This is a genomic window from Streptomyces sp. NPDC048484, from assembly GCF_040651415.1.
Lineage (GTDB): Bacteria > Actinomycetota > Actinomycetes > Streptomycetales > Streptomycetaceae > Streptomyces.
The window spans coordinates 70,995-95,061 of the sequence record NZ_JBEZJY010000010.1 but is presented as its reverse complement, the minus strand read 5'-3'; the positions used below and the strand labels follow the sequence as shown (position 1 = coordinate 95,061).

Genomic DNA, 24,067 nt, shown 5'->3' with positions numbered 1-24,067 from the left:
CGTTGACGTGACGCCGCCCATACGGGGGATGTGCCGACGCCATCTGCCGGTGTATGTGCGGGCGACTCGTACCAGAACGTGATCTTCCGGACCGTAGGTCATCTTGTGGAACGTACGTCATCTTGTGGACCTGCCGTATGGGGCGGGTAAGGCCAGTGCGATGATGAGCCCGCCATGACTGCCCTCCACCAGCGCGCGCGCACCGGAGGTGATCTCCGGGTCCTGAGGGCCGCGGTGTTCACCTCGGTCTGTGTCGTGCTGGCCGCGGTGAGTCACTCCATCGCCTCCTGCGCGACGGTTCCGCTGTGGTCGCTCGGCATGGGTTTCCTCGCCGTCTTCGCCGTCGCGGCGCCACTCGCCGGGCGCGAGCGCTCACTGCCGGGCATCACCGTGCTTCTCGCGACCGGCCAGACGGTGCTGCACACGCTCTTCGGACTCGGGCAGCACAGCACGACGACCACCGCGTCCGCGGGCGTGGACACCTCGCTCGTGGCCCGGGCCGCGCGCCTGGTGTGCGGCGCATCCGTCGCGGCACTCAGCCCCGCCCAGGCACAGCGGATCCTCGCCGACGCACAACTCGGCACGGGTGGTGGCGGCGGCACGAACGGCACGGGCGCGGGCACCGCTCACGCCCTGCACGAGCAGGCGGGCGCCATGTCGTCCGCCGTCGGAACACCGGCGTCGGTGCTGCCGTCACTGCCGATGCTGCCGTCACTGCCGATGCTCCTCGCTCACGTGCTCGCCGCCGTCGCCGCCGGGTGGCTGCTGCGCCGCGGGGACATCGCCCTGCGTCGCCTCCTGCGGCTCTCGGCACACGGTGTGGCGCAAGGTGTGGCAGAAGGGGCGCTCGTCTCCCTGCGCGGAGCACTGGCTCTCGTACGCGCCCTGCTGGCGGGCCTGCCCGGCGCGACCCCGGCGGTGCCGGACGCACCGCGCTCGTGGGGGTACGAGCCACCGGTCCCGTGTACGACCGCTCTTCAGCACTCGGTTGTCCGGCGGGGTCCGCCGGCCGGCGAGGCACTCGTCCTCGCCGCCTGACACGACGCACCACTTCGGACGTACCACTCCAGGGGTGCCGTCGTGCGGCACGCGCGTGTGCCCGCTCTCTCACACGCGCAACCTCCCAGTTCGTCACCGAACCAGTGCTGAAAGCGAAGTGTTTCCTGCCATGAAGGCTTCTCGTATCGCCGCGACAGGTGTCGTCGCCGCCTCCGCCGTCCTCGTACTGTCCGGTCCCGCGTTCGCACACGTCAGCGTGCAGCCCGAGGGCACGGCCGCCAAGGGCGGTTACGCGACGGTCAACTTCAAGGTGCCGAACGAGCGCGACGACGCCTCGACCACCAAGCTGGAGGTCAACTTCCCGGCTGAGCACCCGCTCGCCTCGGTGATGCCGCAGCCCGTCGACGGCTGGAAGGTCAAGGTCACCAAGTCCAAGCTCGACAAGCCGCTCGACCTGCACGGCGAGAAGATCAACGAGGCCGTCACCAAGGTGACCTGGACCGCGGACGGCAAGGGAATCCAGCCCGGCTACTTCCAGAAGTTCCCGCTCTCCGTCGGCGCGCTGCCCGAGGACACCGACGAACTGGCGTTCAAGGCGATCCAGACGTACTCCGACAACGAGGTCGTGCGCTGGATCGAGACCCAGAAGGACGGCGAGGAGGAGCCCGAGACGCCGGCTCCGGTGCTGGCGCTGTCGGCCGCCACCGACGATCACCACGGCTCCGCCGCCTCCGACGACGCCTCCGAGGAGAGCGGCGACGCGAAGGCCGCCGCCAACGCCTCGCCCACCGAGGCCGCCTCCGCCGACAGCAGCGACACCACGGCCCGCGTGCTCGGCGTCGTGGGCATCGTCGTCGGCGTGGCGGGCGTGGCGTTCGGCGTTCTCGCCGGCCGTCGGCGTACCAACGCGTAAGTCCAGTCCGACCGACCCAACGTCGGACGCCCCACCGTGATCCCCGGCCGATCGTTCCCCGGCCGGGGATCCGGGCCCGTGCCTCGGCAATCGGGAGCGGCGTCCCCGGGAGAATGCACTATGCGCAAGAAGACGTACCCCGTGGCGGCTCTGTTCGCCGCGGCCGCTCTGACCCTTTCCGCCTGTGGCAGTGGTGAAAGCGACAGTGGCAACGCTGTCTCCGAGGTGTCCGCCGAGGCCGGCTCGGAGAAGGCCGCCACGGTCCTCGACAAACCGTTCGAGAAGCCGGACATCGTCCTCACCGACACACACGGCAAGAAGTACGACCTCCGCGAGGCGACCAAGGGCAAGCCGACGCTGATCTACTTCGGCTACACCAACTGCCCCGACGTCTGCCCGCTGACGATGAACAACATCGCCGTCGCCAAGAAGCAGCTGGCCCAGGACAAGCAGTTGTCCCAGGCCGAGAAGGACTCGCTCCGCATCGTGTTCGTCACCACCGACCCGGAACGCGACACCTCCGCCGCGCTCGGCAAGTGGCTCAAGGGTATCGACCCGGACGTCGTCGGCCTGACCGGCTCTTTCGACACGGTCCAGGCGGGCGCCCGGACGCTCGGCATCTCCATCGAGGCGCCGACCAAGGGCAAGGACGGCAAGGTCACCTCCATGCACGGCACGCAGGTCATCGCCTTCTCGCCGAAGACCGACGGCGGTTACGTGCTGTACGGCGAGGACGCCACCGTCGACGACTACACCAAGGACCTCCCCGAGCTGATCAAGGGAGAGAAGCCGTGACGCGCCGTACGGCGACGGGTCGTACAGCAACGCGCCGTACGGCGTCGGCCGCTGCCCTCGTCATGGCCGCCGCGCTGGCCCTGGCGGGCTGCGGAGACTCGGACTCCGACGAGTCGGGGGGCGAACTGTCGGTGGACTCCGCCTACATGCCGCAGCCGGTCTCGGACTCCATGGCGGCCGGCTTCCTGGTCATCGCCAACGACAGCGGCGCCGGCGACAAGCTGTCCTCCGTCACCAGCGACCTCGCCGGTGAGGTCACCCTCCACACGACCGCCGGGCAGGCGATGGAGCAGGTGAAGGACCTCGACATCCCCGCCCACGGCAAGCTCGTCCTGAAGAGCGGTGGCGACCACCTCATGTTCGAGAAGCTGAAGCGCAAGCCGAAGGAGGGCGACACGGTGTCCCTGGAGCTGCGCTTCACGAAGTCCGAGCCGATCAAGGTCGAGATGCCGGTGAAGTCCGCCACCTACCAGCCGTCGACGGCGACCAAATCGTCCTCGCGGTCGTCTACCCGGTCGACACCTACGCAGCCGACGTCCGCACAGTCGACGTCCGCACGACCGACGTCTTCACAGGCGTTCTCTTCGCTCTCGTCCTCACAGCAGTTCACGTACCCGTCCACGACATCGCACCACTGAGGGAGGGACCACCGTTGAGTCAGACCATCGCTCCCCGTGTCCGGACGCTGCTGTTGCTGCTCCTCGCCGTCACCGGCGCGCTCCTCGCCGGGGCCGCGCCCGTCTCCGCGCACGCCGCACTGACCAGGAGCGACCCCCAGCAGGGAGCGGTGGTCGACGAGGCGCCCACCCAGGTGTCGCTCACCTTCTCCGAGCAGGTCGCGATGTCCGACGGCTCGGTACGCGTGCTCGACCCCAAGGGCGAGCGTGTCGACACCGGCAAGACGTCCGGGCAGGGCGGCAACTCGTACGCCGTGAAGCTGCATTCCGGCCTGCCCGACGGCACGTTCACCGTCACCTACCAAGTGGTGTCGGCGGACAGCCACCCCGTCGCCGGCGCCTTCACCTTCTCCATCGGGGCGCCCTCGAAGACCTCCGTGGCCGTGTCCGACCAGGAAGCCGGCGGCGGGGTCGTGGGCGGGCTCTACGGATTCGCCCGCTATGTGTCGTACGCGGGATTCATCCTTCTCGTCGGCGGTTCGGCCTTCGTGCTGGCCTGCTGGCAGCGTGGCACCGGCGAGCGGGCGGTGCAGCGGCTCGTGGTCACGGGATGGCTCGCCCTGACCGGGGCCACGCTCGCCATGCTGCTGCTGCGCGGCTCGTACACCGGCTCGGGGAAGGCCGGGGACATCTTCGACCTGAGCCTGCTCAGCCAGGTGCTGCAGACCAAGACGGGCGCCGCCCTCGTGTCGCGGCTGCTGCTGCTCGCAGCGGCCGCGCTGTTCGTCGCCGTGCTCTTCGGAGCGTACGAGAAGCGTGAGGACGACGAGGAGAAGGGCGATCTGACCTTCGGGCTCGCCATCGGCGGGTTTGTCGTGGCGGCCGGTCTCGCCGCGACGTGGGCGATGGCCGAGCACGCCTCGGCCGGCCTTCAGACGGGTATCGCGATGCCCGCCGACATCCTGCACCTGCTCGCCGTCGCGACCTGGCTCGGCGGATTGTCGACGCTGCTGGTGGCGCTCTACCGCGCGCCGTCGATCGAACCGTCCGCCGTACGCCGCTTCTCCCGCGTCGCGTTCGGCAGTGTGGCCGTGCTGATCGTGACCGGTGTCTACCAGTCGTGGCGGCAGGTCGGCTCATGGTCCGCCCTGACTGGGACGTGGTACGGACAGCTGCTGCTGATCAAGGTCGGCCTGGTGGTCGTCCTCGTCGGTATCGCGTGGATCTCACGGCGCTGGACCGACCGGCTGGCGCAGCCGCCCGCCAAGGAGCTGGTGAAGGCCTCGGTCGGTGCCTCGGCCTCGAAGGGGGCGAAGGACTCGCAGGCGCCGAAGGGTTCGCAGGCGCCGAAGGGGCGTACGGACAAGAAGGAAATCGCCTCTGCGGGCACCGGTGACGGCAAGCGAGCCACTCAGCTGGCGCGGCAGCGGGCCGCGGTGGCCACGGCGAGCGAGAAGCGCCTTCGGGACGCCGACCCGCTCCGCTCGGGCCTTCGCCGCTCGGTGCTCGCCGAGGCGGGCGTAGCGGTCGTCCTGCTGGCCGTCACCACCGTGCTCACGTCCACCGAACCCGGACGCACGGAGGAGGAGTCCAAGGCGGCCACCGCCACCACCTCGGAGCAGACCGGTGAGGCGCTGTCGCTGGACATCCCGTTCGACACGGGGAGCGAGGACGGCAAGGGCATAGCCCGCGTCGAGCTGGACCCGGCCCGCGTCGGCGGCAACGACATGCACGTCTACGTGGAGCGGCCGAACGGCAAGGCCTTCGACATTCCCGAGGTCAAGGTCGCCTTCACCCTGAAGGCGAATGACATCGGGCCGCTGCCCGTGGTCCCCGACCGCATCGCCACCGGACACTGGACGGCGAGCGGGGTGCAGATCCCGATGGCAGGCAGCTGGCAGATCGCGGTGACCGTACGGACATCCGACATCGACCAGGTGACCGTGGACAAGAACGCGCAGATCGGCTGAACGACACCATGGCTGAACAGTCCACCCCGAAGACCCCCTCTTCGAAGGCCTCCACGTCGAAGACCACCCCTTCGAAGACCTCCCCTTCGAAGGCCTCCCCTCCGGACGTCTCTCAAGAAGGGGCGTCCCCCAAGAAGGCTGTCTCAGGTTCCGAGAGTGCCCGTTCCGAAAAGGGCCCTCCAGGGGAGGCCGATTCCCCGGAGTCCCGGCAGCCCTCCTCCAGGGGCGCCGTCTCGCGGCGGCGCCTGCTCGGCACCGCCGGTGCCACGGGCCTCGCGCTCGGTGCGGCGGGCGGAGCCGCCGGGTACGCCTCCGCGCCCTCCGCCGACCGGACCGCGCTCCTCAACTCGGTGGGCGCGGACGAGGTGATGTTTCACGGGAAACATCAGCCGGGCATCACGACCGCCCTGCAGGCCCGCGGCCACCTCGTCGCCTTCGACCTGGCGACGGGCGCGGGCCGCCGGGAGGCGGCCGCCCTGCTGCGACGCTGGTCGACGACCGCCCAGCGGCTGATGGCTGGCGAGGCGGCCGAGAGCGGCGACACGGACGTGGCGCGCGACGCCGGGCCCTCGTCCCTCACGATCACCTTCGGCTTCGGCCACAGCTTCTTCGCCCGTACGGGACTGGAGAAGCAGCGCCCGATCGCCCTCGACCCGCTGCCCGACTTCTCCTCGGACCACCTCGACAAAGCCCGCAGCAACGGCGACCTGTGGGTCCAGATCGGTGCGAACGACTCCCTCGTCGCCTTCCACGCCCTGCGCGCGATCCAGCAGGACGCGGGCCGCGCGGCCACGGTGCGCTGGCAGATGAACGGCTTCAACCGTTCGCCCGGCGCCACCACCCGGCCGATGACGACCCGCAATCTGATGGGGCAGATCGACGGCACCCGTAATCCGAAACCGTCGGAGCCCGACTTCGACCGGCGGATCCTCGTACCCGACGCGGGCGACCCGCCCTGGATGGCGGGCGGCTCGTACGCCGTCGTACGCCGTATCCGGATGCTCCTCGACGACTGGGAGAAGCTCTCGGTCAAGGACCAGGAGGACGTGATCGGGCGCCGGAAGTCCGATGGGGCGGCGCTTTCCGGCGGTACCGAGACGACCGCGATGGACCTGGAGAAAACCGGCGGCGACGGCAAGCTGGTGGTCCCCATCAACGCACACGCCCGTATCGCCCGGCCCGACGAGAACGGTGGCGCGGCGATGCTCCGCCGGCCCTTCTCCTTCCACGACGGCATCGACGCGGACGGCGTGCCGGACGCCGGCCTGCTCTTCGTCTGCTGGCAGGCCGACCCGTTGCGCGGCTTCGTCCCGGTGCAGCGCAAGCTCGACCGCGGGGACGCGCTGTCCACCTTTGTCCGGCACGAGTCGAGCGGGCTGTTCGCGGTGCCGGGCGGAGCGGCGAAGGGGGAGTACGTGGGGCAGAAGCTGCTGGAGGGGTGAGTTCAGCTCGCCGAGGCGTAGTGCCAGAAGCGTGAGCCGGGTTCTGCAAGGCCCATTAGGGTGAGGCCATGCCAGCCAGCTACGCGTATCTCGGCCCCGAGGGCACCTTCACCGAAGTGGCCCTGCGGACTCTTCCGGAGTCGGCCACCCGGCAGCTCATCCCGATGGTGTCCGTCCCCGCGGCGCTGGACGCCGTCCGGGCCGGCGAGGCCGAGGCCGCGTTCGTGCCGATCGAGAACTCGGTGGAGGGCGGCATCACCACCACGATCGACCAACTGGCCGTCGGCGAACCGCTGATGATCTACCGCGAAGTGCTCCTCTCGATCACCTTCGCACTGTTGGTCCGCCCCGGCACGAAGCTCTCCGAGATCAAGACGGTCTCCGCCCACCCGGCCGCCCAGCCGCAGGTGCGCAACTGGATGAGGGCGAACCTCCCCGATGTCATCTGGGAGTCGGCGGCCTCCAACGCGGACGGCGCCCGCCTGGTGCAGGAGGGGCGCTACGACGCGGCCTTCGCGGGCGAGTTCGCGGCGGCGCGGTACGGCCTGGAGGCCCTGGAGACCGAGATCCACGACGCGGAGAACGCACAGACCCGGTTCGTCCTGGTGGGCAGGCCCGCCCGGCCCGCGGCGCCCACCGGCGCGGACAAGACGTCCGTGGTCATCTGGCAGCGCGACGACCACCCGGGTGCCCTGCTCGAACTGCTCCAGGAGTTCGCCGTCCGCGGCGTCAACCTGATGCTGCTCCAGTCCCGGCCGACCGGCGAGGGCATCGGCAACTACTGCTTCGCCATCGACGCGGAGGGGCACATCTCGGACCGCCGGGTGGCCGAGGCACTGATGGGACTCAAGCGGGTCTGCCCACAGGTGCGGTTCCTCGGGTCCTATCCGCAGGCCGACGTCGACCCCAAGGACATGCACGCACTGCGGGCCGGTACGTCGGACGGTGACTTCGCGGCGGCCTCGGACTGGCTGGCCCGCTGCCAGGACGGCCGTTTCTAGTCGGTTTCTAGTCGGTCCTGTCCTGTCGGCTCCGGGCCCAGTCGGTCCGTCCAGTCCAGTCGGTCCAGTCGGTCCTACCTGCAGATTTTCTCCATCCACAGAGTTATCCACAGGCTGGCTTCTCGACCTGGGGACAAGTCGACAACGAATCGTGACTCAGTCGACAAATCGGCCTACAACCCACAACTGCGTCCACAGCCCCGCAGGTCACCCTTCGTCCACCCGTTTTCCCTGACCAATCCCTTAGAGGGAACCATTTCCACCCGAACGTGGGTGTAGGGAGGGTTTGCGTCGGGAATTCCTCGTCCAGGATGCGGCTTTCGGAACGATCACTTCCGGTGTCCACAGATCTTTCGCACAGCCTGTGGATAACTTTTCCGGATCGCGGACTCCTGTGGACAACCCTCACCCCAAGTCCCTTGTTCCGCAGGGAAGTCGAGTCAACCGACACACCCCACCCGCCCCGTTCCAGGGAGTTGGACTCTTTCTGTTGACGTAATTCAAGTAAGCCGAGAATTCCCCCAAAACATGACAGAAGTTACAGATCGGAATACCGGGTCGTGTCCCGGAACCCAGCACCGGTAGCCTTGCGGGGTGATTGACCTTCGCCTGCTCCGTGAGGACCCCGACCGTGTTCGCGCTTCCCAGCGCGCCCGTGGAGAGGACGTCGCGCTCGTCGACGCCCTCCTCTCCGCCGACGAGCGGCGCAGGTCGTCCGGCGTCCGCTTCGACGAGCTGCGCTCCGAGCAGAGGGCGCTCGGCAAGCTCATTCCCAAGGCCTCGGGTGACGAGAAGGCCGAGCTGCTCCAGAAGGCCGGCCGGCTCTCAGCCGACGTCAAGGCGGCCGACGCCGAGCAGCACGAGGCGGACGAGGAGACCAAGCGCCTCCTCAAGCAGCTCGGCAACCTCGTGCACCCCGACGTCCCCGTCGGCGGCGAGGAGGACTTCGTCGTCCTGGAGACGCACGGCGCGATCCGCGACTTCGGCGCCGAGGGCTTCGAGCCCAAGGACCACCTGGAGCTCGGCGAGGCGCTGGGCGCCATCGACGTCGAGCGCGGGGCCAAGGTGTCCGGCTCGCGCTTCTACTACCTGACGGGGGTCGGCGCGCTTCTGGAGCTCGCGCTCGTCAACGCGGCGATCGCGCAGGCGACGGAGGCCGGCTTCATCCCGATGCTGACCCCGGCGCTGGTCCGCCCGCGCGCCATGGAGGGCACCGGCTTCCTCGGCCAGGCCGCGGAGAACGTGTACCACCTGGAGAAGGACGACTACTACCTGGTCGGTACCTCCGAGGTCCCGCTCGCGGCGTACCACATGGACGAGATCCTCGACGCCGACAAGCTGCCGCTGCGCTACGCGGGCTTCTCGCCGTGCTTCCGCCGCGAGGCCGGCACGTACGGCAAGGACACCCGGGGCATCTTCCGCGTGCACCAGTTCGACAAGGTCGAGATGTTCTCGTACGTCAATCCCGAGGACGCGGAGAACGAGCACCAGCGGCTCCTGCAGTGGGAGAAGCAGTGGCTGACCGGCCTCGGTCTGCCCTTCCAGGTCATCGACGTGGCGTCGGGCGACCTGGGCTCGTCCGCCTCGCGCAAGTTCGACTGCGAGGCCTGGATCCCGACCCAGGGCAAATACCGCGAGCTGACCTCCGCCTCAAACTGCGACGGCTTCCAGGCCCGCCGTCTGTCGGTACGCATGCGGGACGGCAAGAAGGTGCAGCCGCTCGCGACGCTGAACGGCACGCTGTGCGCCGTCCCGCGCACGATCGTGGCGATCCTGGAGAACCACCAGCTGGCCGACGGCTCCGTACGGGTGCCCGAAGTGCTGCGCCCGTACCTGGGCGGCCGTGAGGTACTGGAGCCGATCGCCAAGTGACCGGCACCACTGGGCCGGCCGGGTCGGCCGGAGCGTTCCCCTACAAGCTCGTCGCGACAGATCTCGACGGAACGTTGCTGCGTTCCGACGGCACGGTCTCGGAGCGCACGCGTGAGGCACTCGCCGCGGCCACCGTGGCGGGTGCCGCGCACCTCGTCGTCACCGGCCGAGCGGTTCCCTGGACCCGGTACATCCTCGACGACCTCGGGTACGAGGGACTCGCGGTGTGTGGTCAGGGCGCACAGCTGTACGACGCCGGAGCGCACCGTCTGCTCACATCGGTGACCCTCGACCGGCAGATGGCGGGGCTCGCGCTCGCCAAGATCGAGGCGGAGGCCGGTCCGCTGGCCCTCGCCGCGAGCCGCGACGGCATCGACGGTGACGTCCTGGTCGGTCCCGGCTATCGGGTGCAGGGCCAGCTGCAGGCCGTCCCGATCAGCGACGTGGCCGAGCTCTGGGCCGAGCCCCTGACCAAGATGTACATCCAGCACCCCCGCCTCACCGACGACGAACTGACGTCCGCGGCGCGGGCGGCGGCCGGCAGCCTGGTGAGCATCGTGATGGCGGGCGAGGGCATCGTGGAGATCCTGCCCCTGGGTCTGTCGAAGGCCACGGGGCTCTCACTGGCGGCCCGTCGCCTGGGTGTGAAGGCCGCCGACACGATCGCCTTCGGCGACATGCCGAACGACATACCGATGTTCGCGTGGTCGGCACGCGGCGTGGCGATGGCCAACGCCCACGAGGAACTCAAGGCCGTGGCGGACGAGATGACCCTGTCCAACGACGAGGACGGCATCGCGGTGGTCCTGGAGAATTTGCTGGGCTAGCGGTCTCTTCGGATACCGCTGCTGGGCTGCTGCTGGCGCACAACGGGCGGGTGCGTGGGAAGGTTTCCGCCGCGAAGCGGCACTTGAAAGCCCGCCGAGTCAAAGCGACAGCGTCTGGTGGAGGATGCGCGGATCGAACGCGCGCGGGCTCAAGAACCCGACCACGGCTTAGCAAGCCGGCGCCTTACCGCTCGGCCAATCCTCCGGGTGGGCGGCCCGCGCCAAGGTGCGCGCTCGAAGCGGCCGCCCCGGGCAGCTCCCCGTACGGGGCGGACTCGACGGAGGTGACTACTCCGGAGCCCGCACGCTGCCCTGCTGGGAGTTCGACGAACTGCTACTGACAGGCATCGTCGCACTCCTCTCCCGGACTGTGGCGCCGGAGGAACCCGGCGGCTTGGACATAACCACTGTGCCCGTAAGCCGAGTTGCACGCCACCGAATTAATCACCGGCCGAGCGCGCCGCCCGGTGGGCCGACCGGCGAGGCCGCCCGAGGCAGCTACCGGCGCCGCCACCTACGTCGCCGCACCTTGCTGAAGAACCACCCCGCGGGCGGCTCGTCGGAGCGCCAGGGCTGCGGATCGGGGCCGCCTTCGCGCCAGCGGGCCGCGAGCATACGGGCGCGAGCGGACGGCTCGGCCGTATCGGCGGACCGTATGAAGTCCTCGTCGAGGACGAGTTCGTCCCAGACCCCCTCGTCGGCCTCCCCCTGACCTTCGCCCGGGCCCTGTCCCTCGCTCCGTGGTGCCTGCGCTGCCATCCTCGTTCCTCCTCGTCGCATCCCCTCGGGCAAGTGTGCCGGTACCCGCGTAAAACCGACTTCAAGATCACAAACAGATGCGGCTCCACGCACGCGTGGAGCCGCATCGACTGTCCGGGGCCTGAAAGTGTCCGGGGCCTGGAAGGGCTACTCCTCGCCGGCCAGCGTCAGCGTCCGCAGTTTCTGACCGGCGAACCAGGTGGCGGCGACGGTCACCACGACCAGCAGGACCGTGCCGGTGGTGAGGCTCACGTCCGAGGTGACGAGATCACCGCCGGACACCTTTTGGGCCACGGCGAGCGACCACTGCTGGACGCTGAGCGTCTTCGCCCCGGAGACCAGCGTCCCGAAGAGCGCCTCCCACACGAGGGCGTAGACGAGCCCGAAGACCACCGCGTGCCGCGTGATGGTGCCGAGCAGCAGGAAGAGCGCGGCGTACGCGATGGAGGCGACCAGCGCGGCCACCGTGTAGGCGACGGCGACCTGCTGGCCGTTGCCGTTGAGGATCAGCCCGGCGAGGAACGTCGGGACCGCCGAGAAGACCATGGTGACGGCGACGGCGACGATCAGCTTGGTGAAGATGATCGTGGGGCGCTTGACCGGCTTGGCGAGCAGGTAGACGACCGAGCCGTCGTCGATTTCGGGGCCGATCGCGCCGGTGCCCGCGATGACGCCGATGATGGGCACCATCGTGGCGAGCGCGAACCCGCCGAGAAGGTCTGCGGCCACCTGGTCGTCGGCGCCCGTGAAGCTTCGTACGGCCACGGAGATGACGATCAGCAGGACGGGCAGGGCGCCCAGGATGAGGGCCCTGCGGCGGCCGAGAAGGCCGCGGTAGGTGAGCCGGGCGACTGTGGGGTCGTACATCTTTCGGCCTCCTACGCCGCGACGAGATACGAGAAGACGGACTCGAGGGACTCGTCGGACGGCGAGACCGTGAGCAGCCGGATGCCGTGGTCGCGGGCCACCCGCGGCAGCAGTGCCGTGAAGCGGGGGAAGTCGACGGCCTGGATGCGCAGCGCGCCCTCCTGGAGGTCCACCTCGATGCCGGACGTCGACGGGTCGGCGATGAGCGCGGCCGCGAGCGCGCGGTCGTCGCTGGAACGGACCAGATAGCGGTGCGGGCGGTCGATCATCAGGCGGCGGATCCGGCGGAAGTCACCGCTCGCCGCGTGCCGTCCGGCGACGATCACCTCGATGTGCGAGGCGAGTTGCTCGACCTCCTCAAGAATGTGCGAGGAGAAGAGGACCGTACGGCCCTCGTCGCCCATGCGCCGCAGCAGGTCCATCAGCTGCATGCGCTGGCGCGGGTCCATGCCGTTGAAGGGCTCGTCGAGCAGCAGCAGCGACGGGTTGTGGACGAGCGCCGAGGCCATCTTCACGCGCTGACGCATGCCCTTGGAGTACGTCGAGATCTTCCGGTCCTGCGCGTACTCCATCTCGACCGTGGCGAGGGCCCGATGGGCGGCCTTGTCGCCGAGGCCGTGCAATTCGGCGTTAGCGACGACGAATTCGAGGCCCGTGAGGAAGTCGTACATCGCCTCGCGCTCGGGGACGATGCCGATCTGCTTGTAGATCTCTTCATTGCGCCAGGTCGGCCTGCCGTCGAGGGTGACGGAGCCGGTGGAAGGGGCCAGGAAGCCGCCCATCATGTTGATGAGGGTGGACTTCCCGGCACCGTTCGGGCCGAGCAGGCCGGTGACGCCCGGACCGATGGTCATGGTGATGTCGTTGACGGCCACCACGTTGCCGAACCAGCGTGATACGTGGTCGATGGTGAGGGTGCTCATGGGCGCGGCCCGTTCCTTGGAAGGGTGGTGGCGGACGACGGGCGGGCGGTCACAGGCCGACCTTTCGGTAGCGGCGCACCAGGAGGCCGTAGCAGCCCGCGACGAGTCCCAGGACGACGAGCAGGTAGACGACGCCCTGTCCGCTCGATGGACCGTCACCGCCGGGGAAGGCGGACGTGGCGCCGAGGAACGCGGTCTGGACCCCGTCGATCAGCGTGATGGGCGAGAAGAGCCCGAGCCAGGCGATCGCATCGGTGCTGGACTGGTCGTAGGCGATGGCCTGGACGGTGGACACCGCTCCGTAGGAGATGGTCAGCACGGCGATGACGGCGGCGATACCGAAGCCGCGGCGCGGGGTGACCGCCGAGATGACCAGGCCGATGCCGGCGAAGAGCAGGGAAAGCAGTGCCACGGAGACGAGCCCTTGTCCGAAGCCCTTGGTCTGGTCCCAGAAGTCGAGCTTGGCCAGCAGCGCTCCCACGTACAGCACGAGCAGCGGCGCCGCGGTGAGCATGAACAGCGCCGACGCCAGCGCCGCGTACTTGGCGCGTACGTAGTCGCCGGTCTCGATGGGGCGCGAGAAGTACAGCGGGACGGTCTTGAAGCGCAGGTCGCGGGAGACGGACTGCGGTCCCTGGGAGGCGACGTACAGGCCGATGACGGCCTGCATGATGACCGCGTAGCGCGTGTAGTCGACGGGCAGGTCCTTCGCCTTGGTGGCGACGGCGACCGCGACCATGATCAGTGCGGGGACGCACATCACCACGAAGAGCAGCATCGGCAGCACTTTGGACTTCACCGAACGGCCGAGGCCGTACGAGCCGCGCAGGGACATCGAGTAGAGCGAGCGGCGGGCGTACGCGCGTCCCAGGCGCGAGCCGTCGTAGTTGCGGTAGCCGATGTTGTGGATCTGGGTCTGCTCGCCCGCGCGAGCCGGGGCCTGGGCCGAGGCCTGTGCCTGGGGCTGCTCAACCGCCATGGCCGACCGCCTCCTTCCGCTGTTCGTCGCCGCTCTTCAGGGCCTGTTCGTCGGCGTCCGTGAAGACCTCCGCGATGTGGTGCCTGCGCTGCTCCATGCGCACCAGGCCGAGGCCCAGGTCGGCGACGACGTCCCGTACGAGGTCGTACGTCTCCTCGCCCTGCGCGGTGAACAGGAGAATGTGGCCCGCGCCCGGCAGGCCACTGCCGTCGTGGGTCTCGATCCCGCGTGCGTGCAGCACGTCGCGCAGTGCGCCGGTGCCGTCCGGATGTTCGTCCGTGTCGGTGACCTCGACCGCGAGGATCGCCGTGCGCTGGGTGAAGTCCGTGGTGGAGCTGGACCTCAGGAGCTTGCCGCCGTCGATGACGACGACGTGGTCACAGGTGCGCTCCAGCTCACCGAGCAGGTGCGAGGTGACCAGGACGGAGATGCCGAAGTCGGTGTGGATACGACGGATCAGTCCGAGCATCTCGTCGCGCCCGACCGGGTCGAGGCCGTTCGTCGGCTCGTCGAGGAAGACCAGCTGTGGGTCGTGGACCAGCGCCTGGGCGAGCTTCACTCGCTGCTTCATACCCGTCGAGTAGCCGCCGATGGGGCGGTACCGCTCCTCGTAGAGGCCGACGTGGCGCAGCGTGTCCGCGGTGCGCTCGCGGGCCGCCGCCGGGGGCAGGCCGGACATCCGCGCCATATGGACGACGAACTCGGTGGCCGAGACGTCGGGCGGCAGACAGTCGTGCTCGGGCATGTATCCGACGCGCTCACGGATGTCGCCGCCCTTGGTGGCGACATCGAGTCCGAGTACCGCAGCGCGGCCCTCGGTGGCGGGGGACAGACCCAGCAGGATCTTGATCAGTGTGGACTTGCCGGCTCCGTTGGCTCCGACGAGTCCGGTCACACCGGGTCCGACGTCCACGGATAGCCGGTCAAGAGCGGTCACCCTCGGGAACCGCTTGCTCAGGCTTTCGGTCGCGATCACAGTCACAATTCGAAGGTAGTGGCACAGGCCACATCAGTCGTCAGACCTGGGAGCTGTATCGCCGTCCCTCTCCAGTCGTACGGGCCCGTAAGGGTCCGCCTCAGGTCGAACAACCGGCCGGGGCCGCTCTGCATGCAGCGGCCGTCCGACCTGGCCCGGGTTGTCCACATCGACGCGGTTTTCCACAGGCCGCACGTCCACCTATTGACGCAGCCGCCAACAATTGTCACATTCATCAGTGTCAAGTTGCGGGCGCGTACGGGGATACGGGAGCTGTCTGCGTACGGCCGTCGGCTGCGTACGGCCGCCGGCCGGGACGGACGGTGGCATGACCTCGGCAGCGGCTCCGCCGGGCGAACTCACCGCGGATCCCGTCGGGAGCAGAGCGCGTTCTGACGGGACGACGATCTGCCATGGAGGTTCCTCCCGCGCGAGCACGTTCGAGCTGCTTTCGAGCTGCGAGCGTGGGGGATTGCGACGCTGAGCGGAGGACAAGTGGCTCTTCAGGGTGCGCGCGAGCGCTGGGTGCGTACGGGCGGAGTCGAGCTGTGTGTCGCCGAGTGGGGCGATCCCGCACAGCCCACGGTGGTGCTCGTGCACGGCTATCCGGACTCCAAGGAGGTGTGGTCCGAGGTCGCCGGGCGCCTGACGGAGCGCTTCCATGTCGTGCTGTACGACGTGCGCGGCCACGGCAGGTCCACCGCGCCCCGGCCCCTGCGCGGCGGGTTCACCCTGGAGAAGCTGACGGACGACTTCCTGGCGGTCGTGGACGCGGTCAGCCCGGACCGGCCGGTGCACCTGGTGGGCCACGACTGGGGCTCGGTGCAGGCATGGGAGTTCACCACGGTCGAACGCACGGAGGGGCGGATCGCCTCCTTCACGTCGATGTCCGGTCCTTCCCTCGACCACTTCGGTCACTGGATCAAGAAGCGCGTGTCCCGCCCGACGCCCCGCAGGGTCGGTCAACTGCTCGGCCAGGGCGCCAAGTCCTGGTACGTGTACCTGCTGCACACCCCCGTCCTGCCTGAACTCGCCTGGCGCGGCCCCCTCGGCAAGCAGTGGCCGAAGATCCTGCGCCGGCTCGAGAAGGTCCCCGCGGGCGACTATCCGACCCCGTCACTGCCCACGGACGCGGCTCACGGCGCCTGGCTGTACCGCGACAACGTCCGTGCCCGTCTGCGTAAGCCCCGTACCGACGCGTACGCGCACGCGCCCGTGCAGCTCATCACGCCTCTGGGGGACACGTTCCTGTCGGAGAGGCTCTATGACGAACTGGAGTCGTGGGCACCGCGACTGGTGCGCCGCACTCTCGCGGCGAAACACTGGATTCCGCGCACCCGGCCCGACCAGTTGGCCGCCTGGATCACCGAGTTCGTGACGTCGACCGAGTCCGCGACCCCGGCCGAGGGCGGGCGGCCCGCACCGGCAGTGCGCGCCCCGCACGCCGAACGCTTCGGTGGGCAGCTCGTCCTGGTCACCGGCGCCGGCAGCGGCATCGGACGGGCCACCGCGTTCGCGTTCGCCGAGGCGGGCGCGCGCGTGGTGGCCGTCGACCGGGACGCGGAGAGCGCGGCGCGCACCGCGAAGCTGTGCCTGCACGTCGGCGCCCGTGCGGCCTGGGCCGAGACGGTCGATGTCTCGGACGAGCAGGCCATGGAGCAGCTCGCCGCCAAGGTCGCCGTCGAGTACGGAGTCGTCGACGTCCTGGTGAACAACGCCGGGATCGGGCTGTCCGGCTCCTTCTTCGACACCACTGTGGAGGACTGGCGGAGGGTCCTCGACGTCAATCTGTGGGGTGTGATCCACGGCTGCCGGCTCTTCGGGAAGCAGATGGCCGAGCGCGGGCAGGGCGGCCACATCGTCAACACCGCATCGGCGGCCGCGTACCTGCCGTCGAAGGCGCTGCCCGCCTACAGCACCTCCAAGGCGGCGGTGCTGATGCTCAGCGAGTGTCTGCGGGCCGAGTTGGCGGGCCAGGGCATCGGGGTCTCGGCGATCTGCCCCGGATTCGTCAACACCGCCATCACCTCGACCGCCCGCTTCACAGGAGTCGACGCCGACGAGGAGAAACGGCGCCGGAAGAGGTCCGCGCGGTTGTACGGGCTGCGCAACTACCCGCCGGAGAAGGTCGCCGAGGCCGTTCTGCGGGCGATCGTCCGCAATCAGGCCGTGGTGCCCGTGACGGTGGAGGCGCGCGGCGGCCGTCTCATGTCCCGTTTCGCACCCAGGGCGCTGCGCGCGCTCGCACGGATGGATCCACCGCTGTGACAGAGCACCACACCATCACACCCGGCGGTTCTCCCACGGCTGCAAGCAGGCCTCGCTCCACCGCATACCGGACGAACCGACCGCGACATGCGGCATCGATGTACGGCGGCGGGGCGATCGGCAGTGCGGCGATCGCGTAGCGACAGAAACTCGGAAGGGCATCGGAAGGGCAGGGGCCATGATCGACGAGCCGGCCGGCGCCGCGTACCGGATCGAGGACCTGGCGCAGCACAGTGGCGCCACGGTCCGGACCATCCGCGCCTATCAGGACCGCAAGCTGCTCCCACGCCCCGAGCGGCGCGGCCGTGCCAACGTCTATTCGGACACGCATCTGGCCCGGCTGCGGCAGATCGCGGACCTGCTGGACCGTGGCTACACACTCGCCTCCATCAAGGAACTCCTGGATGCCTGGGACGCGGGGCGCGGTCTCGGAGGTGTGCTCGGTCTGGTCGCCGAGGTCGACGGGCCGTGGACGGACGAGGAGGCGGTCCGTATCTCGCGGGCCGAGCTCGACGAACGGCTCGGCGGCGACCCGGACGACGCGGCGGTGGCCGACGCCGTCGAGCTCGGAGTGCTCGAACGGATTCCGGGACAGGAAGGCACCTTCCTCGTACCGAGCCCCCAGGAACTCGCCGTGGCCGCCGAGTTGTATGAGGCCGGCGTGCCGCTGTCCGCGATCTCCGGCCATCTACGGGAGTTGAGGGGGCAGGTCGAGCACATCGCCGCGCGCTTCCTGGAGTTCACGGCCGAACACGTCTTCGCCCGCTATCTGGGCGGACATCCGCCGACCGAGACCGACGCCGCCGAGGCTGCAGCGCTTGTACGACGACTGCGGCCACTCGCACGACAGACGGTGGACGCCGAACTCGCGCGGGCCATGCGCTTGTTCGCCTACCGGCAGCTACGCCGGCACCTTGGTGCGGAGCAACCCGGGCCGGCCATGAAAGTGACGCGTGATGTGGCGGTCCCGGCAGCGACAATGGACGTTGTGGAAAGGCTGGTCGGCGCGGAACACGCTGCCGAGTTCATCGCTCTGTCAGCCGAACGCGAGGTCCGCGCCCGGGCCTTGGACGGGTTGGCCACTAAAGGCTTACAGGTAGCCAAAGTTGACGAACCACCCTGAAAAGACAGGGAGTTGTCCACAGATTCCACAACTAGCCCTGTGGATAACGCATTTGGCTGTGGATCAAACCTCCGAGGCAAAATAAAATGCGTGATCAGCGTCTCCCCAGGCACCCTGACAGGATGAACGAAAGTGACTTTCACGGAAGGGCCCTGACCAGAAGTGGCCGCGCCGAAAGCGACCTCGCCGAAGGCGGTGTGGACGAGAGACGCACCATGAAGGTGTCGAAATACCTCTCGAAGCATCTACGGCACCAGCCCGACCGGATCGGGCTCACGCTCGACGAGGGCGGCTGGGTCGAGATCAGCACGTTGATGGCCGCGGCGGCAGCGCACGGCTTCCGGTTCACCCGGGGCGAGCTCGACCACGTGGTGGCCAACAACGACAAGCGTCGCTTCGCGATCGAGGGCACCCGGATCCGGGCCAGCCAGGGCCACTCCGTGGAGGTCGACCTGGGGCTGCCGACGGCGACCCCGCCCGCGTACCTCTACCACGGCACCGTCGACCGCAGTCTGGACGCGATCCGCGCCGAGGGCCTGCGGCCCATGAACCGACACGACGTGCACCTCTCGGCCGACCGTGAGACGGCGACCCGCGTCGGTGCCCGCCGCGGCCGCCCCGTCGTGCTCTCCGTGGACGCCGGCGCCATGAACCGCGACGGCCACGTCTTCAAGGTCAGCGCCAACGGCGTCTGGCTCACAGCCGCCGTACCCTCGCGCTACCTGCGTTTTCCGGCCACGCACTGACCGGAGCGGAGTGAACGCGCGGACAGGCGCACACGCGGACAAGGTGAGCCGGTGCCGTTGCCTGCCCGGGGCCGGTCTCGCCGATCGGCGCTTCGGTGCACCCCACAGCTGCGCATAGGCTCTGAAGCATGAGTCTGCGCCTGAGCACCGTGATCCTGCCGTACCTCCGCTGGCACGAGGGAGGGCGTTCCACCTGGCAGCGTGCCGAGCAGCTCGCGTTCCACACCGCCTTCACCTATGACCATCTGGCGTGGCGGACATTCCGCGAAGGCCCCTGGTACGGCGCCGTGCCGACGCTGACCGCCGCTGCGGGCGTCACCGACCATATGCGCCTCGGCACGCTGGTGACCTCCCCGAACTTCCGGCACCCGGTGACCCTCGCCAAGGAACTGATCTCGCTGGACGACATCTCCGGCGGCCGGATCACGCTGGGCATCGGCGCGGGTGGCTCCGGCTTCGACGCCACGACGCTGCTGCGCGCCGGCGAGGAGCCGTGGACGCCGCGCGAGCGGGCCGACCGCTTCGCCGAGTTCGTACCGCTGCTCGACCGGCTGCTCACCGAGGACTCCGCGTCGTACGACGGCACGTTCTACTCGGCGCGTGAGGCCTACAACATCCCTGGCTGTGTCCAGCGCCCCCGGCTGCCCTTCGCGGTGGCCGCCACCGGACCGCGCGGCCTGAAGCTCGCCGCCGGGCACGGGCAGGCATGGGTGACCACCGGCGACCCGAAGCTCTTCGAGGCCGGCACTCCCGAGCAGTCGGTGGACGCCCTTCGCGGCCAGATGGAGAAGCTGACCGCCGCGTGCGAAACGGCCGGCCGCGATGTGCGCGAACTCGACAAGGTCCTGCTCACCGGCTTCACCCCGGACCGCAGCCGTCCGCTGGAGTCCCTGGACGCGTTCGTCGACTTCGCGGGCCGTCACAGGGAACTGGGCTTCACGGACATCGTGATCCACTGGCCGATCCCGGACTCCGTCTTCGCAGTGGACGAGAAGGTCTTCGAGCGCATCGCGATGGAGGCGGTCGCACAACTCGGCTGACGCCCGCTCCGCCCGTTCGTCCGCTCCGCCCGTTCGGTCCGGTCCGACGAGGGGCCGTCGGACCGACAGAGGCCCAGGTGGGGGCGGTGTCACTCACCTGTGCGGACCGCCGCACGCCCGTGCACGCATATACGCGAGAATGGCGAAGTGACCTCAGCGACCCGACGGCCCGGGATTCCGGCCTCCCCCCTCCCGCCCCGCCTGATCGCTACGGATCTCGACGGCACCCTGCTGGGCGACGACAAGTCCGTCTCACCGCGCACGGTGGCCGCCCTGGCAGCCGCGGAGGAAGCCGGCATCGAGGTCTTCTTCGTGACCGGGCGCCCGGCCCGGTGGATGGACGTCGTCAGCGACCACGTCCACGGTCACGGCCTAGCCATCTGCGGAAACGGCGCCGCCGTGGTCGATCTGCACGGCGGCCCCGGCGCCCACCGCTTCGTCAAGGTGCGGGAACTGGCGCGGGAGAACGCGCTGGATGCCGTACGGCTGCTGCGCGACGCCGCTCCGGGGACCCTCTTCGCCATCGAGCAGACGTACGGCTTCTACCAGGAGCCGGCGTACCCGAAGCTGCACCTGGAGGCCCCCGACTCCCTCGCGCCCGCCGAGAAACTCTTGGCGCCGGACGCCCCCGGCGCCGATGAGCCGGTGCTCAAGATCCTCGCGTACCACCACGACATCGCCCCGGACGACTTCCTCATGACCGCCCGGCTGGCCATCGGCGACCGGGCCAACGTGACCCGGTCCAGTCCCAGCGCGCTGCTGGAGATCAGCGGCCCCGGCGTCTCGAAGGCCAGCACCCTCGCGCTGTGCTGCGCCGAGCGCGGTATCTCGCAAGAAGAGGTCGTCGCCTTCGGCGACATGCCGAACGACGTGGAGATGCTCACCTGGGCGGGCACGTCGTACGCGATGGGCAACGCACACCCCGCCGTGATCGCCGCGGCTTCCGGACGTACGGCCGCCAACACCGAGGACGGGGTGGCGGTCGTGATCGAGCGGATACTCGCCGAACACTGGTAGGAGCGGAGCGCCGGCGGGAGGCCGGGACGACAGTCGCGCCCTCTGTGCCCGCTCCTTGTCAGCGCTCTCCCAGCCACTGCCTGCTCCGCTCCGCTCTCTGCTAGAGCTGCACTCCCCGCTCTGCGAACCACTTCCGCGGATCGACCCCCGAGCCCACCTGCAGGGTCAGGCGCACCTCGAAGTGCAGATGCGGTCCGGTCGAGTTCCCGGTCGTGCCCGACTGGCCGACCCACTGCCCGGCGGACACCCGCTCCCCCTGGTCCACGGTGACGTCGGCCAGGTGGGCGTACTGCGTGTAGTAGCCCCCCGGATGCTCCACCACGACCTCGATGCCGAACGGGCCGCCGCACGACACCTTCACCACGCGTCCCTCACCGACCGAACGCACCGGCGTGCCGATGTCCACCGCGAAGTCCTGCCCGGTGTGCCGGTGCGCCCAGCGTTTACCGCCGCTGCCGAATCCCGCGGAGAGTTCATACGTCTCCACCGGCGGGATCCACGGCTGTGTGAAGGCCGTGCGTGGCTGCTCGAGCCGGACGGAACCCCGGCACGAGCCGGCGGCGGCCGAGGCGTCCGCCTGCCCCTGAAGCGTCCTCTGAGCCTTCTCCAGCTTCCACTCGATCCCCCGCTTGATCTCGGCGAGGTCGCCGTTGCGCCGCTCCAGCGCCTGCCAGGCCGCCGCCGCCTTCGCCTCGTCCGCGGTGAACCGGGTCTCGGCCCGGCGGCTCCTGGTGACCGCGTTCCTGACCGCCAGATCCACCTGCCGGACGGCACGCTGACCGCGCATCAGCTCGTCGGGGCTGTCCGCGAGCAGCATCCGCGCGGTGTGCGGGAGCCCACCACCGTTGCGGTACTGGGCGCGTGCGATGCGGCCAAGATCCCCGTGCAGCACCGCGATGCCCTGCCGCTCCCGCGCGAGAAGCCGCTCCAGTCGCTGTGCCCGGCCCCGCTGCGCCTCGGCCTCGCGGCGCCCTGACTCGTACCGCTGTGTCGCCCGTGACGCCTCCTCGTACAGCCGCACGACCTCGGCGCCCGCCCCGCCGGAGCTGTCGGCGTCCCCGGTGGCCGGCGTGGGCCTCGCCACCAGGACGGCCACCGCGCACAACAGCACCGGGACGAGCAAAGGACGATGACGACGACGTGAGCGCATGACATGGATCGTGTCGCGCACCGGCCGTCCCGGTCCTGTTCAAGTCGTACACCTGGGGGAGCGGTTGTCACGGACGGACCACTGTGCTGGGCCGAACGGGGCCCGCCCAAGCCACTCCGGCAGGTCGGCCCGTCAGCTCGGCCCGTCACTTCGGCCCGCCACGGCGGTCTGCCACGACCGTACGTCCCGTTCCGGGGTCAGTACGGCGCCTCCCAGACCACCGACGTACCGCCACCCTCCTCCCCGGCCCCCGGGCCGTACCAGCTGTCTCCGCCGAGCGACTCCGCCCGGCGCTTCAGGTTCTTCAGTCCGCTGCGCCTGCCTCCTTCGGGGATGCCGACGCCGTCGTCCGCGACCGTCAGGCGTACGCCGGATCTCTCGTCCGGCAGCCGTACCGTCACGTCCACGGTGACGTCGATACGGGATGCCCCCGCGTGCCGGAAGGCGTTGGACAGGGCTTCGCGGAGGGCCGCGATGAGGTTCTTCGCCGTGAGTTCGCCGACCACCGTGTCGACAGGGCCGACGAATCGGTGTGACGGCTTGAAGCCGAGCGGCACGGCAGCCATGTTGATCTCGCGCAGAACGCGCGTCCGCAGCCCCGTCTGAAATTCCACCGGCCCCTGCTGGAGCGCGAAGATGGCCGTACGGATCTCCTGGATGGTGACGTCGAGTTCGTCGACCGCCTTGCCGACACCCTGCCGCACCTCGGGCAGAACGGACCGCCGCTGTGCGCTCTCCAGCAGCATCCCGGTGGCGAACAATCGCTGGATGACGAGATCATGCAGGTCACGGGCGATCCGGTCGCGGTCCTCGAAGACCGCGAGCCGCTCCCGGTCCCGCTGCGCCTCGGCCATCATCAGCGCGAGCGCGGCCTGCGAGGCGAACTGCGTCGCCAGAGTGCGCTCGACATCCGTGAACGGACGCGCGCCCCCCGCTCGCGCCATGACGAGGGCCCCAAGGACCCGCCCGCCGCTCTGCAGGGGGAGGAGCATGGTCGGCCCGTGACCGCGGGCGAGATCGGCGAGCATCCGCGGGTCGGAGGCCGCGTCCTCGACGAACACGGCTTCCCCCGCGAGGATGTCGCCCGCCACCGCGTTTTCGGGCGGCATGACCAGCCCCAGTGCACTCGACGGCCGCTCGGACGCGACGGAGACGATCTCCAGGCCGCCCTCCGCCGCGGGCAGCAGCACGAGCCCGGCCATCGAGTCCGAGAGCCGGCGAGCCTGTTCCGCAACCACTTGGAGGGCTTCGTCGGCGTCCCCTCCGGAGAGCAGCGCGGTGGTGACGGCCACGGATCCGTCGATCCAGCGCTCACGCCGCCTGGCGGCCTCATACAGGCGCGCGTTTCCCAGGGCGATGCCCGCCTCACGCGCCAGTACGCGCACCATGTCGAGGTCGTGTTCGCCGAACGGCCCTCCGTCGCGCTTCCCGGCGAGGCAGAGGGTGCCCAGGCTCTCACCCTCCACGCGAATGGGAACTTCCAGGAAACCGGCCGCCGTCCGTTGGCGGAGCCCCTCGTGCCCGTCCGGCAGCCGCCCGATCCACCGGACGGTCCCCCCGTCGGTGTCCTCGCTCACGCGCTCGGTGAGTCCGTCCTCGCACTGCGCCGCCAGCCCGACCGCCGCGTAACGCGCGTCCGCCAGCTCCGCAGCGGTTTCGCAGATCCGTTCCAGCGTGGACCGCAACTGCAGCCCACTTCCCACCGCCCGCATCGCCTCCAGCAACCGCGGTACGTCGTCTGGGTTCGGGGCGCCGCCGGGGCCCGGCTCGACTGGCATGCACC

General features: G+C 69.7%; 20 protein-coding genes, 1 tRNA gene and 1 pseudogene. 14 read left to right on the top strand and 8 right to left on the bottom strand.

Annotated elements, in window-relative coordinates; all coding sequences use genetic code 11:
- Nucleotides 1-174: 174 nt before the first annotated feature.
- The 9 genes and pseudogenes from AB0D14_RS12575 to AB0D14_RS12535 all read left to right on the top strand — a co-directional run bounded on the left by AB0D14_RS12575 (nt 175) and on the right by AB0D14_RS12535 (nt 10,436).
- Complete coding sequence (locus AB0D14_RS12575) at nt 175-1,038, top strand: hypothetical protein (protein WP_362777603.1); 864 nt, start codon at nt 175-177, stop codon at nt 1,036-1,038.
- Between the two features lie 130 nt (nt 1,039-1,168).
- Nucleotides 1,169-1,912, top strand: coding sequence for a YcnI family protein (locus tag AB0D14_RS12570; RefSeq protein ID WP_362777600.1), 744 nt, complete (start codon nt 1,169-1,171; stop codon nt 1,910-1,912).
- A gap of 120 nt (nt 1,913-2,032) precedes the next feature.
- The gene (locus AB0D14_RS12565; RefSeq protein WP_362777597.1) at nt 2,033-2,707 is read left to right on the top strand and encodes an SCO family protein; all 675 of its coding nucleotides are present in this window, start codon (nt 2,033-2,035) and stop codon (nt 2,705-2,707) included.
- A 62-nt stretch (nt 2,708-2,769) separates the two neighbouring features.
- Nucleotides 2,770-3,189: pseudogene (locus AB0D14_RS12560) on the top strand (copper chaperone PCu(A)C); the annotation flags it as partial.
- 170 nt (nt 3,190-3,359) lie between these two features.
- On the top strand, nt 3,360-5,294 hold the full coding sequence (locus AB0D14_RS12555; protein ID WP_362777594.1) for a copper resistance protein CopC: 1,935 nt from the start codon (nt 3,360-3,362) through the stop codon (nt 5,292-5,294).
- A gap of 8 nt (nt 5,295-5,302) precedes the next feature.
- Nucleotides 5,303-6,736 carry an iron uptake transporter deferrochelatase/peroxidase subunit gene (gene efeB / locus AB0D14_RS12550; RefSeq protein WP_362777592.1) on the top strand — a complete coding sequence of 478 codons (1,434 nt, stop codon included), beginning with the start codon at nt 5,303-5,305 and terminating at the stop codon, nt 6,734-6,736.
- 68 nt (nt 6,737-6,804) lie between these two features.
- Nucleotides 6,805-7,737, top strand: a complete 933-nt coding sequence (gene pheA, locus AB0D14_RS12545; protein ID WP_362777589.1) for a prephenate dehydratase — start codon at nt 6,805-6,807, stop codon at nt 7,735-7,737.
- Between the two features lie 594 nt (nt 7,738-8,331).
- Entirely contained in the window at nt 8,332-9,609 is a 1,278-nt protein-coding gene (gene serS / locus AB0D14_RS12540) for a serine--tRNA ligase (RefSeq protein WP_362777586.1), read from the top strand.
- Nucleotides 9,606-10,436: an HAD family hydrolase gene (locus tag AB0D14_RS12535; RefSeq protein ID WP_362777583.1), complete on the top strand. Its 831-nt coding sequence runs from the start codon at nt 9,606-9,608 to the stop codon at nt 10,434-10,436. Before serS ends, AB0D14_RS12535 begins: the two co-directional genes overlap by 4 nt.
- A gap of 115 nt (nt 10,437-10,551) precedes the next feature.
- Here the strand turns inward: AB0D14_RS12535 and AB0D14_RS12530 are convergent.
- From AB0D14_RS12530 to AB0D14_RS12505, 6 genes are all read right to left on the bottom strand, one after another.
- Nucleotides 10,552-10,641 (bottom strand) — tRNA-Ser (locus AB0D14_RS12530).
- A gap of 293 nt (nt 10,642-10,934) precedes the next feature.
- Nucleotides 10,935-11,195, bottom strand: coding sequence for a hypothetical protein (locus tag AB0D14_RS12525; RefSeq protein WP_362777580.1), 261 nt, complete (start codon nt 11,193-11,195; stop codon nt 10,935-10,937).
- 147 nt (nt 11,196-11,342) lie between these two features.
- Nucleotides 11,343-12,062: an ABC transporter permease gene (locus tag AB0D14_RS12520; protein WP_362777578.1), complete on the bottom strand. Its 720-nt coding sequence runs from the start codon at nt 12,060-12,062 to the stop codon at nt 11,343-11,345.
- Nucleotides 12,063-12,073: 11 nt separating this feature from the next.
- On the bottom strand, nt 12,074-12,985 hold the full coding sequence (locus AB0D14_RS12515) for an ABC transporter ATP-binding protein (protein ID WP_362777575.1): 912 nt from the start codon (nt 12,983-12,985) through the stop codon (nt 12,074-12,076).
- 49 nt (nt 12,986-13,034) lie between these two features.
- Entirely contained in the window at nt 13,035-13,964 is a 930-nt protein-coding gene (locus tag AB0D14_RS12510) for an ABC transporter permease subunit (RefSeq protein ID WP_362777573.1), read from the bottom strand.
- Entirely contained in the window at nt 13,954-14,940 is a 987-nt protein-coding gene (locus AB0D14_RS12505; protein WP_362777571.1) for an ABC transporter ATP-binding protein, read from the bottom strand. The genes AB0D14_RS12510 and AB0D14_RS12505 overlap by 11 nt, the downstream gene beginning before the upstream one ends.
- 495 nt (nt 14,941-15,435) lie before the next feature.
- Here AB0D14_RS12505 and AB0D14_RS12500 point away from each other — a divergent pair, with 495 nt between their 5' ends.
- From AB0D14_RS12500 to AB0D14_RS12480, 5 genes are all read left to right on the top strand, one after another.
- The gene (locus tag AB0D14_RS12500; protein ID WP_362777569.1) at nt 15,436-17,208 is read left to right on the top strand and encodes an SDR family oxidoreductase; all 1,773 of its coding nucleotides are present in this window, start codon (nt 15,436-15,438) and stop codon (nt 17,206-17,208) included.
- Nucleotides 17,209-17,386: 178 nt separating this feature from the next.
- A complete protein-coding gene (locus tag AB0D14_RS12495) occupies nt 17,387-18,331 on the top strand; it encodes a MerR family transcriptional regulator (RefSeq protein WP_362777567.1) in 945 nt (314 codons plus the stop codon).
- Between the two features lie 197 nt (nt 18,332-18,528).
- Complete coding sequence (locus AB0D14_RS12490) at nt 18,529-19,077, top strand: RNA 2'-phosphotransferase (protein WP_362777849.1); 549 nt, start codon at nt 18,529-18,531, stop codon at nt 19,075-19,077.
- A gap of 128 nt (nt 19,078-19,205) precedes the next feature.
- Entirely contained in the window at nt 19,206-20,117 is a 912-nt protein-coding gene (locus AB0D14_RS12485) for an LLM class flavin-dependent oxidoreductase (protein ID WP_362777564.1), read from the top strand.
- Nucleotides 20,118-20,264: 147 nt separating this feature from the next.
- Nucleotides 20,265-21,134: a Cof-type HAD-IIB family hydrolase gene (locus AB0D14_RS12480; protein WP_362777561.1), complete on the top strand. Its 870-nt coding sequence runs from the start codon at nt 20,265-20,267 to the stop codon at nt 21,132-21,134.
- Nucleotides 21,135-21,234: 100 nt separating this feature from the next.
- Here the strand turns inward: AB0D14_RS12480 and AB0D14_RS12475 are convergent, their stop codons facing one another.
- Nucleotides 21,235-22,284: a M23 family metallopeptidase gene (locus AB0D14_RS12475; RefSeq protein ID WP_362777558.1), complete on the bottom strand. Its 1,050-nt coding sequence runs from the start codon at nt 22,282-22,284 to the stop codon at nt 21,235-21,237.
- Nucleotides 22,285-22,481: 197 nt separating this feature from the next.
- Complete coding sequence (locus AB0D14_RS12470; protein WP_362777557.1) at nt 22,482-24,062, bottom strand: GAF domain-containing protein; 1,581 nt, start codon at nt 24,060-24,062, stop codon at nt 22,482-22,484.
- Nucleotides 24,063-24,067: the final 5 nt, after the last annotated feature.